This window comes from Pseudomonas sp. LAP_36 (genome assembly GCF_019456785.1).
Classification (GTDB): domain Bacteria; phylum Pseudomonadota; class Gammaproteobacteria; order Pseudomonadales; family Pseudomonadaceae; genus Aquipseudomonas; species Aquipseudomonas tritici.
On the sequence record NZ_JAHZMS010000003.1, the window covers coordinates 588,618 to 602,637 of the forward strand.

The 14,020-nt window shown below is 61.2% G+C and carries 10 protein-coding genes; 5 read left to right on the forward strand and 5 right to left on the reverse strand.

The genetic code is table 11. The annotated features are described in order from the left end of the window. Positions 1-18: 18 nt before the first annotated feature. Complete coding sequence (locus tag JBO08_RS13800; protein ID WP_065875533.1) at positions 19-1,302, forward strand: autotransporter domain-containing protein; 1,284 nt, start codon at positions 19-21, stop codon at positions 1,300-1,302. A 72-nt stretch (positions 1,303-1,374) separates the two neighbouring features. Here JBO08_RS13800 and oadA read toward each other — a convergent pair whose 3' ends face one another. Both oadA and JBO08_RS13810 read right to left on the reverse strand, forming a co-directional pair. Continuing rightward, complete coding sequence (oadA, locus tag JBO08_RS13805) at positions 1,375-3,183, reverse strand: sodium-extruding oxaloacetate decarboxylase subunit alpha (RefSeq protein ID WP_065875534.1); 1,809 nt, start codon at positions 3,181-3,183, stop codon at positions 1,375-1,377. Positions 3,184-3,194: 11 nt separating this feature from the next. After that, positions 3,195-4,610, reverse strand: coding sequence for an acetyl-CoA carboxylase biotin carboxylase subunit (locus tag JBO08_RS13810; RefSeq protein ID WP_049710865.1), 1,416 nt, complete (start codon positions 4,608-4,610; stop codon positions 3,195-3,197). A gap of 195 nt (positions 4,611-4,805) precedes the next feature. Between JBO08_RS13810 and JBO08_RS13815 the strand changes: the two genes are divergently transcribed. Beyond that, positions 4,806-5,780 carry a LysR family transcriptional regulator gene (locus JBO08_RS13815; RefSeq protein ID WP_065875535.1) on the forward strand — a complete coding sequence of 325 codons (975 nt, stop codon included), beginning with the start codon at positions 4,806-4,808 and terminating at the stop codon, positions 5,778-5,780. On the opposite strand, the gene JBO08_RS28175 is transcribed toward JBO08_RS13815, so the two are convergent. The 3 genes from JBO08_RS28175 to JBO08_RS13825 form a co-directional block, all read right to left on the reverse strand. Next, positions 5,710-5,907 carry a PA3496 family putative envelope integrity protein gene (locus JBO08_RS28175; protein ID WP_082224397.1) on the reverse strand — a complete coding sequence of 66 codons (198 nt, stop codon included), beginning with the start codon at positions 5,905-5,907 and terminating at the stop codon, positions 5,710-5,712. The two genes, JBO08_RS13815 and JBO08_RS28175, sit on opposite strands and share 71 nt — an antisense overlap. 161 nt (positions 5,908-6,068) lie before the next feature. Next, complete coding sequence (gene hexR / locus JBO08_RS13820; protein WP_010168370.1) at positions 6,069-6,935, reverse strand: transcriptional regulator HexR; 867 nt, start codon at positions 6,933-6,935, stop codon at positions 6,069-6,071. Between the two features lie 158 nt (positions 6,936-7,093). Then, a complete protein-coding gene (locus JBO08_RS13825) occupies positions 7,094-9,970 on the reverse strand; it encodes an EAL domain-containing protein (protein ID WP_065880316.1) in 2,877 nt (958 codons plus the stop codon). 247 nt (positions 9,971-10,217) lie between these two features. Between JBO08_RS13825 and uvrD the strand changes: the two genes are divergently transcribed. From uvrD to JBO08_RS13840, 3 genes are all read left to right on the forward strand, one after another. After that, positions 10,218-12,401: a DNA helicase II gene (uvrD, locus tag JBO08_RS13830; RefSeq protein WP_220074656.1), complete on the forward strand. Its 2,184-nt coding sequence runs from the start codon at positions 10,218-10,220 to the stop codon at positions 12,399-12,401. 189 nt (positions 12,402-12,590) lie between these two features. Further along, entirely contained in the window at positions 12,591-13,460 is an 870-nt protein-coding gene (locus JBO08_RS13835; RefSeq protein ID WP_049710861.1) for a Tim44 domain-containing protein, read from the forward strand. Positions 13,461-13,596: 136 nt separating this feature from the next. After that, positions 13,597-14,004 carry an SMI1/KNR4 family protein gene (locus tag JBO08_RS13840; protein WP_017739032.1) on the forward strand — a complete coding sequence of 136 codons (408 nt, stop codon included), beginning with the start codon at positions 13,597-13,599 and terminating at the stop codon, positions 14,002-14,004. Positions 14,005-14,020: the final 16 nt, after the last annotated feature.

The following is a 14,020-nucleotide window of genomic DNA, read 5'->3' on the forward strand; positions in this document are numbered from 1 at the left end:
CCAAGAGGTTGGGAATTCATGCCCACTACACTCCGCAGAATCGTACTTGCCTTCAGCCTTATCGCTACGGCCAACCTTCAGCATGCACAGGCGCGCGGCGATATCGAATACATGCCGTACTGGTATCAACCCTACGACGCACCGGCTTTTGAGTCGTTCGGCCTTCCCGAAGTTGAAGCGGCGCCCATCGACGGCTATCTAACTGGACAAGCGACCACCCACAATGGCCGGCAGGTGGCGAAGGTGCTCGAGCCTGCACTGACTCGCCTGCTGGAGTCCGGCGAGCTGAGCTCCGAGCAAATCAAGGCCCTGGAAAAACTCAACGCCGAACTCGCGCAGAAACCCGGTGCGTTCGGCGCGGCGCTTGAGCAACTGGCCGGCAGTCAAAACGCGAACCTGGCGGCAGCAACCCAGAACACCACCCAGCAACTCAGCAGCCGAGTGCTCTCGACCCTGCGCGAATTGCCCACCGACTCTGACGGCCACTTCTGGGTAAAAAACCTTGGCAGCGAAGGCAGTCTCGACAGCCAGCGCGGTACTGCCGGTCTGAATACGGCCAACCAAGGCGTTTTAATGGGCGCAGATTGGTCGGTCGACCCTGCGTGGCGCGTCGGTGTGCTAGGGGCAAAGTCCAGCAGCCATTTCGATACGCAGCGCTTTAACGCAGACCTGGACAGCTGGCATCTGGGCGGTTACGCCGTGCGCCAGGACGGCCCGTTGGCGTTACGCTTGGGGGCGATCTACAGCAGCCATGCGGGGCAGAACAAACGTGGCGTGGATATCCTGGGTTACAAGGACACGCTCAAGGGCAGCTACACCGCCAACAGCCAGAATGTCTTCGGCGAAATGGGCTACCAACTGGGCAGTGGCGACATCAGCATCGAGCCGTTTGCTGGCCTTGGCTACCAGCGCTACAGCCGTGACAGTTTCAAGGAACACGGCGGTCCGGCCGCGCTGAACGTCGATGCGCAAACCCAACAGAACCTGAGCAGCACCTTTGGTCTGCGCCTGGCCAAACTGTTCCGGTTCGACAACCAGATGACCCTCACACCCCATCTGAGTACGCACTGGAAACACCTCTATGGCGACGTCGACAGCCAGGTGCGCCAGTCCTTTCGCCACGGCGGCATTGACGGTTTCACCCTTCAGGGCACGTCCCTCGACCGCAACAGCCTGAACCTGCAGGCTGGGCTCGATCTGGCACTCTCAGCCAACCACACCGTCGGCCTGGCCTACAGCGCGGAAAACGGCACTCAAAGCAGCAGCCAAGGCTTGATAGGCCAGTGGCGGATACGTTTCTAAGCAAACTACAGGCGAAAAAAAAGGGGAGCACCTGCCCCCCCCGAGGATTAAACGGTCGTGTCGAAGGCTGTGTCAGCCTTCGATTTCAATCAGGATTTCGCCAGGGTTGACCCGGTCGCCCTTGGCGACATGAACGGCGGTCACCTTGCCGGCAATCGCTGCCTGCACTTCGGTTTCCATCTTCATGGCTTCGGTAATCAGTACAGCCTGGCCGGCCTTGACCACGTCGCCTTCCTTGACCAGCACGTCGACGATATTGCCCGGCATCGCGGTGCTGACATGGCCTGGCTCGGTGGCCTGCTTGCGCTTGCTGCTGCCTCCGCTGACAAACTCGTTGAGCGGTTCGAACACCACTTCTTCGGGCATGCCGTCGATGGACAGGTAGAAGTGGCGCTTGCCTTCGGCCTTCACGCCGACACCGGTGATGTCGACGCGGTAGCTCTCGCCGTGCACGTCGATGACGAACTCGGTCGGTACGCCTTCGCCACCGGCACGGGCCACGCCGCCCGCTTCAGGAATCGGCAACAGTACTTCCGGCGCCAGGGTGCCGGCGTCGCGCTCTTCGAGGAACTTGCGGCCGATGTCCGGGAACATGGCGTAGGTCAGCACGTCTTCTTCGGACTTGGCCAGCGCGCCGATTTCGCCACGCAGCTTGGTCATTTCCGGCTTGAGCAAATCGGCCGGGCGTACGTCGATCACCTCTTCGCTGCCGATGGCCTGGCGGCGCAGTTTCTCATTCACGGTGCCCGGCGCCTTGCCGTAGCCGCCTTGCAGGTAGAGCTTCACTTCGTTGGTGATGGTCTTGTAGCGCTCGCCGGCCAACACGTTGAAGAACGCCTGGGTGCCGACGATCTGCGAAGTCGGGGTCACCAGCGGCGGGAAGCCAAGGTCTTCACGCACACGCGGGATTTCGGCCAGCACTTCGCTCATGCGGTTGAGGGCGCCCTGCTCTTTCAACTGGTTGGCCAGGTTGGAAATCATACCGCCTGGCACTTGGTTGACTTGCACACGGGTGTCGACGGCGGTGAATTCGCTTTCGAACTGGTGGTATTTCTTGCGCACGGCGTAGAAGTACAGGCCGATCTCTTGCAGCAGTTCCAGGCTCAAGCCGGTGTCGAACTCACTGCCTTTAAGGGCGGCGACCATCGACTCAGTGCCCGGATGGCTGGTGCCCCAGGCAAAGCTGGAAATGGCGGTGTCGATGTGGTCGGCACCGTTCTCGATGGCCTTGAGTTGGCACATCGCGGCCAAACCAGCCGTGTCGTGGGAGTGGATAAAGATCGGCAGGTTCTGTTCGGCTTTCAGCGCCTTGACCAGTTCGCCGGTGGCGTACGGGGTCAACAGGCCGGCCATGTCCTTGATCGCAATCGAGTCGCAGCCCATGGATTCGAGCTGTTTGGCCTGGGCCACAAACGCTTCGACAGTGTGCACCGGGCTGGTGGTGTAGGCGATAGTGCCCTGGGCATGTTTGCCGGCGGCCTTCACCGCTTCGATGGCCACGCGCAGGTTACGCACGTCGTTCATGGCGTCGAAAATACGGAACACGTCGATGCCATTTACGGCGGCCTTGGCCACGAACGCTCTTACAACGTCATCGCTGTAATGGCGATAGCCCAGTAGGTTCTGGCCACGCAGCAGCATTTGCAGGCGTGTGTTGGGCAACGCGGCACGCAGTTTGCGCAGGCGCTCCCACGGGTCTTCTTTGAGGAAACGTACGCAAGCGTCGAAGGTCGCGCCGCCCCAGACTTCCAGGGACCAGTAGCCGACTTTGTCGAGCTTGTCGCAGATCGGCAGCATGTCATCGGTGCGCATGCGGGTCGCCAGCAACGATTGGTGGGCGTCGCGCAGGATGGTGTCGGTGACAAAGATTTTCTTGCTCATTCTTATATTCCTCACAGGCCTGCGTGGGCGGCGATGGCGGCAGCGATGGCCAGGGCCAGCTCTTCGGGTTTGCGCTTGATCGAGTAGTTGGTCAGTTCAGGGTGGGCTTCAACGAAGCTGGTATTGAACTGGCCGCTGCGGAATTCCGGGTTGCGCAGGATTTCCTGGTAGTAGGCGGCGGTGGTCTTCACGCCTTGCAGGCGCATGTCGTCCAGGGCACGCAGGCCGCGGTCCATGGCTTCTTCCCAGGTCAACGCCCACACCACCAGTTTCAGGCACATGGAGTCGTAGAACGGTGGGATGGTGTAGCCGGTGTAGATCGCCGTGTCGGTGCGCACGCCAGGACCGCCGGGGGCGTAGTAACGGGTGATCTTGCCGAAGCTTGGGAGGAAGTTGTTCTTCGGGTCTTCGGCGTTGATGCGGAACTGCAACGCGAAACCCCGGTGCTGGATGTCTTCCTGTTTCACCGACAGCGGCAGGCCCGAGGCGATACGGATTTGTTCGCGGACGATGTCGATCCCGGTGATTTCTTCGGTGATGGTGTGTTCCACCTGCACCCGGGTGTTCATCTCCATGAAGTACACCTCGCCCTCGGCGAGCAGGAACTCCACGGTGCCGGCGTTCTCGTAACCCACGGCCTTGGCCGCGCGCACCGACAGGTCGCCGATGTAGGCGCGCTGTTCCGGGGTCAACTGAGGGCTTGGGGCGATTTCGATGAGCTTCTGGTTGCGACGCTGGATCGAGCAATCGCGCTCGAACAGGTGCACCACGTTGCCAAAGCTGTCACCGAGGATCTGCGCTTCGATGTGCTTGGGATTGACGATGCATTTTTCCAGGAACACTTCCGCCGAGCCGAACGCCTTGGTGGCTTCGGAGATGACACGGGGGAAGGCCTGTTCAAGTTCTTCGCGGCTGTTGCAACGACGGATACCACGACCGCCACCACCGGAGGTGGCCTTGAGCATCACCGGGTAACCAATACGGTCGCCTTCAGTCAGGGCTTCGGCGATGTCGGCGACGTTGCCTTCGGTGCCGGGCGTGACCGGTACGCCAGCCTTGATCATGCTGCGGCGCGCTTCGGTCTTGTCGCCCATGCGGCGGATCACTTCAGCGGACGGGCCGATGAATTTGATCCCGCGTTCGGCACAGATATCCGCCAGTTCGGCGTTCTCCGACAGGAAGCCATAGCCGGGATGCAGCGCATCACAACCGGTTTCCACCGCCAGGTTCACCAGCTTGCGCGGGTTCAGGTAACCGGCCAGTGGCTCGGCACCAATGCTGTGGGCTTCGTCGGCACGCTTGACGTGCAACGCATGGCGGTCGGCGTCGGAGTAGACCGCGACCGAGCGAATGCCCATCTCGGCGCAGGCACGCACGATTCGTACGGCAATTTCACCACGGTTGGCGATCAGGATCTTTTTTATCACTTGGAAATTCCCTTGAGCCGATTGCTGCGTTCTTCGACCCACTGAAGCTGGGTCGGCGCGTGACCAAATGTTTCATGACAGTCGCGAGACACACACTAAGCCCGTGGAGGGATTAACAAAAATCAATAATTATTGGGTCACGCATAAGTAAAGACTTATAGTTGTGCCGCCGGCTTGGGATGAGGAGAGCGAAACATGCGTAAGTCATTGATGCGACTGACATTGCGTCAGCTGCAGATCTTTCATGAAGTGTGTGATTTGCGCTCTTACAGCCGCGCCGCCGAGGAAATGTCCCTCACACAGCCCGCCGTGAGCCTACAAATTCGTCAGCTGGAAGAGCTGATCGGCCAGCCGCTGTTCGATTATGTCGGCAAAAAACTCTACATGACCGAGGCCGCTGAAGCGCTGCAACGGGCCAGTCGCGATATCTTCGGACGGCTGGAGAACCTCGATATGCAGCTGTCGGACATGCAGGGCTCGCTGCAGGGCCAACTGAAGCTGGCCGTGGAATCCAGCGCCAAATACTTTGTGCCGCATTTGTTTGCTGCCTTTAAGCGCCAGCACCCTGAGGTGCAGTTGCACCTGACGGTGGTCAACCGTGCCCAGGTGATCCGCCGGCTGTCGGACAACCGCGACGATCTGGTGATCATGTCCATGGTGCCCCAGGACATGGGCCTGGAATTCCTGCCCTTCCTCAACAACCCGATTGTCGCCGTGGCACCCCTCGACCATCCATTGAGCCTGCAAGGCCCATTGCGCCTGCAAGATCTGGAACCTTACACGCTGCTGCTGCGTGAACCGGGTTCCGGCACGCGGATGGCTTGCGAAGAGTACTTCAAGGAGAAACGCGTGCACTTCACCCAGACGGTGGAAGTAGCCTCGGCCGAGGCGCAGCGCGAGTGTGTATGCGCGGGATTGGGCGTGGCCTTGCTGACGCGCCACGCGGTCAACATGGAACTGGCCACCGGCGGGCTCAAGGAGCTGCCGGTGGAAGAGCTGCCGCTGTACCGCAGTTGGTGCCTGGTGCAAGCCAAAGCCAAGCGCCTGTCACCGGTGGCCCATGCGTTCCTGGGCTTTATCCGCAGCGAACGGGTGCAGATCAGCGCGCTGGCTGAGCGCTTCGCTGGGCAGCCGCGGGTGCCTGCCAGTGGAGTTCCGGGTAGTCACTGATGCTCTGGAGCAATTGGCGCTCCTCGCAACGGTCTTCGATTGCGCGACGGAACGCCATGCGGCGTTGGTCTTCCTGCTGACGACGGGTCTTTACGGTGCTGTTGCTGTCTTCGTAGGGCCGGGCCATTTGGAGTCTCCCAATGCGAGTGCGGGGAGTACAGGATGGGCGCAGGGGATGACGGTTTGGCGGCGCGGGGGTTACAGGACGATGAATCTTCTAAAGCTGACGCAAATCCACTGTGGGAGCAGGCAAGCCAGCTCCCACATTTGACCGAGTGTGACTTTGAATCAATCGTCGAGGGCTTTGACCGACTTAGGCGACAGGCGAAGGCTACGCAAGCTGCGCTTAACACTCTTGAGGTGGTTGACCAGGCTCGGCCCACGCGCCATGGCCACGCCCATTGCCAACACATCAATCACCACCAAGTGGGCGATACGTGAGGTCAGCGGCGTATAAATCTCAGTGTCTTCATGCACGTCGATTGCCAGGTTGACCGTAGACAGTTCCGCCAACGGCGTCTGGCTCGGGCACAGGGTGATCAGGGTCGCACCGCTTTCACGCACCAGGTTGGCGGTGATCAGCAGGTCTTTGGAGCGGCCTGACTGGGAAATACAGATGGCGACGTCGGTAGGCTTCAAGGTCACCGCCGACATCGCCTGCATATGCGGGTCACTGTAGGCGGCGGCGGTGAGCAGCAGGCGGAAGAATTTGTGTTGGGCGTCAGCGGCCACTGCGCCCGAAGCACCAAAACCGTAGAACTCGACACGCTGGGCCTGGGACATAGCGGTCACGGCCTTTTGCAACTCCACCGGGTCAAGCTTCTCGCGCACTTCCATCAGGGTGTGCAGGGTGGTGTCGAAGATTTTCAGGCTGTAGTCGGCGACGGAATCGTCTTCGTGAATCGCAAATTGCCCGAAGCTGGCACCGGCGGCCAAACTTTGGGCCAGCTTGAGTTTCAAGTCCTGGAACCCGGAGCAACCGATGGCGCGGCAGAAGCGCACGATGGTCGGCTCGCTGATGCCCACGCTGTGGGCCAGGTCAGCCATGGAACTGTGCATCACAGCCGCAGGGTCAAGCAGCACGTGATCGGCAACCTTGAGTTCCGATTTGCGTAACAGGTGGCGCGACTGAGCGATATGTTGCAACAGGTTCAAAGGGCAGGACTCTTGTTATGGGCAGGGCCAAGGATGTAGCAAGCTTGTAGTTATACTACAAGAATTGTCGTTTTGCCCGTCCGAAGCATCACTAAATCGCCCTGCTCCCCTTTGAATCTAAGGGCGGCCAAGTTGTAGCCACAGGGGCGGCCTTGGCGTCACTCAGGAAAATCTGCATTTTTCCGTAACAAATCTGCCAACCCTTCGGCCTGCATCGGCCGGCTGATCAAATAGCCCTGCACTTCGTCACAACGCTCCCCGCGCAGAAAATCCAGCTGCTGTTGATCTTCCACACCTTCGGCCACCACTTTGAGCGCCAACCCGTGGGCCATCGCAATGATTGCCCGGGTGATGGCCGCGTCCTCACGCCCCTGGCCAAGCCCACGGATAAAGCTCTGGTCGATCTTCACGTAGTCCACCGGGATGCGCTTGAGGTAGCTGAGGGACGAATAACCGGTGCCGAAATCATCAATGGCCAACTTCACGCCCAGGTCGCGCAGTTGCTGGAAGGTCGCGATGATGTGTTCAACGCTGTCGAGCAACTGGCTTTCGGTCAGCTCCAGCTCGAGGTATTGCGGGTCCAGCCCGGTTTCTTCAAGCACCTGGCGCACCAGGCTGACCACCTTGCCCTGGCGCAACTGATGCACCGACAGGTTCACCGACACGCGGATCGGCGCCAGACCCTGACGCTGCCATTCACAGGCTTGCCAGCAGGCCTCGCGCAGCACGAATTCACCCAGTGGCACGATCAGGCCGGTTTCTTCGGCCAGGCCGATAAAGTCCCCCGGCGGCACCATGCCCCACTGCGGATGCTCCCAGCGGATCAACGCTTCGGCAGCATTCAGCTTACCGGTGGCCAGGCACAGTTTCGGTTGGTAGAACACCGTGAGCTGGCGCTCCTCGATGGCCTTGCGCAGGTGGTTTTCCAGCTGTAAGCGCTCCAGGGTGCTGGCTTGCAGGCTGTCGGTGTAGAACTGGAAATTATTACCGCCCAGATGCTTGGCGTGCTGCATCGCCATGTTCGATTGGCTGACCAGCGCGGAAATTTCACGCGCATTGTCCGGCAACAGGCTGACACCCATCGAAGCACTCACTACCAGCTCATGCCCGTCCACCGTCACCGGCACGCGCAGCTTGGCCAGCAGTCGTGTGGCGACTCGCGCCAGGCTCGACAGGTTGCCATAAGCGTCGAACAACACGGCGAACTCGTCCCCGGACAGGCGTGCGATGGTGTCGGCCTCGGGCAAGGCGTTGATCAGGCGGCGCGCCATTTTCTGCAGCAATTGGTCGGCGACTTCATGGCCCAAACTGTCATTGAGCAGTTTGAAGCGGTCCAGGTTGATATGCAGCAGCGCCAGGCTGCGCCCGCCCTGACGCACGCGCTGATGAGCCTCGCGCAGCCGTTCGCGGAACAGCGAGCGGTTGGCCAGGCCGGTCAATTCGTCATAGTGGGTGAGGTAGCGCATGCGCTCTTCGGACTCACGCCTGGCCGAGAGATCGGCGAAGAAGCCCACGATATGGCTGACTTTCCCCCGGACATCGCGCACCACGTTCAATTGCAGCCACTGCGGGTACAGCTCGCCGTTCTTGCGCGTTTCCACCAGCTCGCCCTGCCAGGTGCCGTGGCTGAGCAGCGCCTGGCGGATCACCGGGAAGTGGCGGCGGGCATCGCGGCTGCTGGGCAGCTCCACGACATTGCGACCGATCATGTCGTCGGTTTCAAAACCGGTCACACGACTGAATGCCTGGTTGACGGCGACCAGCTTGTAGTCTGGGTCAAGAATCACGATCCCTTCGCTGGCCGCCTCGAACACGGTCGACGCCAAGCGCTGTTGCTCCTCCAGGGCCTTGCCGGCGCTGATATCGCGGCGCGTGCCAAGCATGCGCGTGACCCGCCCGCTGGCCGTGCGCTCCACGGCACGGCCACGGTCTTCGATCCATACCCAGTGCCCATCGCCGTGGCGCACGCGGTATTCCACCTGGTAGTCCTCGCTGCGACCCTTAAGGTGTTCCACCAGGGCGCGCTTGAGCAGCGGCAGGTCTTCGGGATGCAGGCGCGGCTTGAGATGGCCGAGCATCGCCGTGACGTACTCCGGCTCCAGACCGAACAATTCCTTGAGCTGGGTGTGGTGGACTTCGTCGGTTTGCAGGTTCCAGTCCCACAGGCCAAGTTCACTGGCTTGCAGGGCCATGGCCAGGCGCGCTTCGCTTTTATTCAGGGCCAGGCTGGCGGCGTCCAGCTCCTGGCTACGTTGCGCCACGCGGTCCTGCAGGCCGATTTGCGCGTCACGCAGCTCCTGCTCGACCTGGCGGCGCTGTTCGACTTCGCGCACCAAGTCCTGATTGAGTTGTTCGCTGCGCTGCTGCGCCTGTTGCAGGTGCTCGATCAGCGCCTGGTTCTGAAAGCGTCGCAGCAGCCCGCGCTGGATCAGGCGATTGACCTGCCACGCCACCAGGCTCAAGGACGCCAGCAGGATCAGGCCCAGTACACCCCAACCGCGCTGCCGCGGGTCGCCGCTCCAGAACAGGTAGATGATCGCCGGCACCAGGCACGGCAAGGCGAATGACAAAAACGCCGGCAGGCTCACGGCATAGGCCACGCTGGCCGACAGCGTCGCGGCACCGATCAGGCCGAACACCCAGGCCTGCTGCATAAAGCTGTCCGCCGGCACCAGCGCGATGGCGGCGGTGGCCAGGGTCAGGCCGCTGACCGCCGAACCGAGCATGAACATGCGCCGCCATACCGGCTGGGCCTGGCGGCTGGGCATGGCTGAATCAAACGCCGCCACCTGGATCACGCGCATGGCCACCAGGGCCAGCAGCCAGACCAGCCAGATGCTGTCCAACAGGTATTGCTTGGGGTTCCAGAGCAGCCAGGCGCAGACCAGGCCATTGACCAACATCAACAGGGTCGGCAGCAGCGAGCCCTGATACAGCAGGCGTGTGCGCTCGACCGCCATCTCCGTGGCGTAGTGTTTGCGAAGAACCTGCGCAGGCGCCGCCGAGGGGCCAAACAGGTCGGTGCTGAGGGTCATAGGCAGTGTTCTTATAATGGTGAGCCCGAAACGTCGACGGAGCATACACAAGCAAACGCTTGGGCCAAACTGCTCTACGTCATAAAAACGGCACGGTCATGCGCCGCAAACTTCGGGGCCAGACGGCTTGAGCGAGACGCTGCGCGGGCTGTGGCCATTGACCAACCGGTCATCACCCTGATTGTTTTCCGTCGACCACCCGGCATTGGTATTTGCCCCACTTCCCCGTGGGCCATAGAATGCGCCGATGCGCGATGATCTCTCTCTTTTGCTTAACTCCCTCAACGATGCCCAACGCCAGGCCGTAGCAGCCCCCGTTGGCCGTCAGTTGGTCCTGGCCGGTGCTGGCTCCGGTAAAACCCGAGTGCTGGTGCACCGTATCGCCTGGTTGATCCAGGTCGAGAACGCGTCCCCGCATTCCATCCTGTCGGTGACCTTCACCAACAAGGCCGCTGCCGAGATGCGCCACCGCATCGAGCAGTTGATGGGCATCAGCCCGGCCGGCATGTGGGTAGGCACCTTCCACGGCCTGGCGCACCGCCTGTTGCGCGCGCACTGGCAGGAAGCGGGCCTGGCCCAGACCTTCCAGATCCTCGACAGCGATGACCAGCAACGCTTGGTCAAACGGGTGATTCGCGAACTGGGCCTGGACGAACAGCGTTGGCCGGCGCGCCAGGCGCAATGGTTTATCAACGGCCAGAAAGACGAAGGCCTGCGCCCGCAACATATCCAGGCCAGCGGCGACTTGTTCCTGGCCACCATGCGCAGCATTTATGAAGCCTACGAGGCCGCCTGCGCGCGCGCCGGGGTCATCGACTTCTCCGAGCTGCTGCTGCGCGCCCTCGACCTGTGGCGCGACAACCCAGGCTTGCTGGCCCATTACCAGAAACGCTTCCGACACATTCTGGTGGACGAGTTCCAGGACACCAACGCCGTTCAGTACGCCTGGTTGCACCTGCTGGCCAAAGGCGGCGACAGCCTGATGGTGGTGGGTGACGACGACCAGTCGATCTACGGCTGGCGTGGCGCGAAAATCGAAAACATCTACCAGTACTCCGAAGACTTCCCGGACGCGGTCACTATCCGCCTGGAGCAGAACTACCGCTCCACCGCCGGGATTCTCAAGGCCGCCAACGCCCTGATCGCCAACAATACCGGGCGGCTGGGCAAGGAGCTGTGGACCGACGGCGGCGAAGGCGAAGCGATCAACCTCTACGCCGCGTTCAACGAGCACGATGAAGCGCGCTATGTGGTGGAAACCATCGAAAGCGCGCTGAAAACTGGGCTGGCGCGCAGCGACATCGCGATTCTTTACCGTTCCAACGCCCAATCGCGGGTATTGGAAGAAGCCTTGCTGCGCGAGCGCATCCCGTACCGCATCTATGGCGGCCAGCGCTTCTTCGAGCGCGCCGAAATCAAGAACGCCATGGCCTACCTGCGTTTGCTGGAAGGCCGTGGCAACGATGCGGCGCTGGAGCGCGTCATCAATATCCCGGCGCGGGGCATCGGCGAGAAAACCGTCGAGGCGATTCGCGAGCACGCTCGCCATGCAGATGTGTCGATGTGGGAAGCCATGCGCTTGCTGATCGCCAATAAAGGCCTGACCGGCCGCGCGGCGGGCGCACTGGGCGTGTTCGTCGAGCTGATCGAGAACCTGTCGGCCAAATGCGCGGAAATGCCGCTGCACCTGATGACTCAGACCGTGATCGAACAGTCCGGCCTGATCGCCTACCACGAAGCGGAAAAAGGCGAGAAAGGCCAGGCCCGGGTAGAAAACCTTGAGGAACTGGTGAGCGCCGCGCGTGCGTTCGAAAACACCGAGGAAGACGAGGAGCTGACCCCGCTCGCCGCATTCCTCGGGCATGCGTCGCTGGAAGCCGGCGACACCCAGGCCGATGAGCATGAAGACAGCATCCAACTGATGACCTTGCACAGCGCCAAGGGCCTGGAATTCCCGTATGTGTTCCTGGTCGGCATGGAAGAAGGCCTGTTCCCCCACAAGATGAGCCTGGAAGAGCCCGGCCGTCTTGAGGAAGAGCGTCGCCTGGCCTACGTCGGCATCACCCGCGCCATGCAGAACCTGGTGATGACCTACGCTGAAACCCGACGCCTGTATGGCAGCGAGACCTACAACAAGGTGTCACGCTTCGTACGTGAGGTGCCGAAGGGTCTGATTCAGGAAGTGCGCCTCTCCAACAGCGTCAGCCGCCCGTTCGGCGGAGGCCAGCAGCAAAGCGCCAGCAGCCTGTTCGCCGGCTCCGAAATTCCGGAAACCCAGTTCAGCCTTGGCCAGCAGGTCAGGCATTCGGTGTTCGGCGAAGGCGTGATCCTCAACTTCGAAGGCGCGGGTGCCCAGGCGCGGGTGCAGGTGAACTTCGCCGAAGGCAGCAAGTGGCTGATGATGGGTTACGCGAAGCTCGAAGCCATTTGAAACATTTGCCTACATGAAGGTGAGTGGCCCGCCCTTGTTTTTAACAAGCGCGGGCCAATATCTGTAATAAGTCCTACAGACTATTCTGAATCAGTCCTACGCAAAAGCCCGAAACATTATGTCGCTAGCCACTGTCACTACACCTGTGCAACATGGCGCGCGTGCAATCCACAAATGGGAATTCCCTTTATGAAACGTTTTCTTAGCATCGCCATGGCGTTGTGCATCGGCCTGACGATGAGCATCGACGCCAACGCCAAGCGCTTCGGTGGCGGCAAAAGTTCGGGTGCAGCACCGACTCACCAGACCAGCCAAATGGCTCCATCCGCCGGTGCCGGCGGTGCTGCGGCTACCGCAGGCGCAGCCGGTGCTGCGGGCGCTGCTGCCAAGGCTGGCGGTGCTTCGCGCTGGTTAGGCCCTCTGGCCGGTATCGCCGCCGGTGGCCTGCTCGCTTCCATGTTCATGGGCGGCGGCTTCGAGGGCATGCAGATCTTCGACATGCTGATCCTGGCCGTCATCGCCTTTGTGATCTTCCGCTTTATTGCCGCCCGTCGCCGCAAGCAGCAGGAGCACCTGGCTCCAGCCGGCGCGCCGATGCAGCGTGAAGTGTTCGAGCAAAAACCAGCCATGGGTTCGATCTTCGGTGGTTCGGCAGCACCTGCTGCAGCCCGCCCGGTGATCAACGCACCGGCCTGGTTCAACGAAGAACGTTTCGTCGAAGCGGCCCGCAGCCACTTCCAGTCCCTGCAGCAGCACTGGGACGCAAACGAAATGGACAAGATCGCCGAGTTCGTAACCCCGCAACTGCTGGAGTTCCTCAAGCGCGAACGTGCCGACCTGGGTGACGCTTTCCAGTCGACCTACATCGAAGACCTGCGCGTACAGCTGGACGGTGTGGATGATCGCGCCGACAAGACCATCGCCACGCTGACCTTCAGTGGTGTGTCGAAGACCTCGCGCTTCGACCAGGGTGAAGTGTTCAGCGAAAGCTGGAACATGGAACGCCCACAAGGCGACAACCAGCCATGGCTGGTCGCCGGTATCCGTCAGAACGGCTGATCCCTGCACGCTTGAGCACGCAGTCACAAAAAACCCCGGACCTGTCCGGGGTTTTCTATTTCACGGTTGCACTTATAGCGAGCTACTGTATAAAACGCCCCTATAAACCGCGCCATCTAGCAAGAGGATCCCGGCCGTGGAAGAAATCATCGAACAATTGCGTGAAGCCAACGAACCGGTCCCGGTTCCCCTGGAACTGCCTGATGAAGACCAATTGGTGGAAATCGAGGAACAACTGTTCATCGACATCCCGTTTGTCTTCCGTGAATTCCTGCTGACCGTCAGCGACGTGGTGTACGGCAGCCTGGAGCCGGTGACTGTCACCGACCCACAATCCCACACCTACCTGCCGGACGTGGCGGCAAACGCCTGGGATGCCGGCGTTGATCGCAGCATGATCCCGATCTGCCAGGACGGTGACGACTATTACTGCGTCGAGGAAGACGGCACCGTGGTGCTGTGGTCCGGCGAAGAAGAGCTTGTCACCGAAGAAACCTGGGAATCGGTGTGGCACTGGGCGCGGGACGTCTGGCTGGAAAGCTGAGTCCACACCCAGGCCG

Bases quoted from the DNA above. Each gene is read 5' to 3' on its own strand.
- JBO08_RS13800 (WP_065875533.1), top strand. From the start codon at position 19: ATGCCCACTACACTCCGCAGAATCGTACTTGCCTTCAGCCTTATCGCT.
- oadA (WP_065875534.1), bottom strand. From the start codon at position 3,183: ATGAGCAAGAAAATCTTTGTCACCGACACCATCCTGCGCGACGCCCAC.
- JBO08_RS13815 (WP_065875535.1), top strand. From the start codon at position 4,806: ATGCGTAAGTCATTGATGCGACTGACATTGCGTCAGCTGCAGATCTTT.
- JBO08_RS28175 (WP_082224397.1), bottom strand. From the start codon at position 5,907: ATGGCCCGGCCCTACGAAGACAGCAACAGCACCGTAAAGACCCGTCGT.
- JBO08_RS13825 (WP_065880316.1), bottom strand. From the start codon at position 9,970: ATGACCCTCAGCACCGACCTGTTTGGCCCCTCGGCGGCGCCTGCGCAG.
- uvrD (WP_220074656.1), top strand. From the start codon at position 10,218: ATGCGCGATGATCTCTCTCTTTTGCTTAACTCCCTCAACGATGCCCAA.
- JBO08_RS13835 (WP_049710861.1), top strand. From the start codon at position 12,591: ATGAAACGTTTTCTTAGCATCGCCATGGCGTTGTGCATCGGCCTGACG.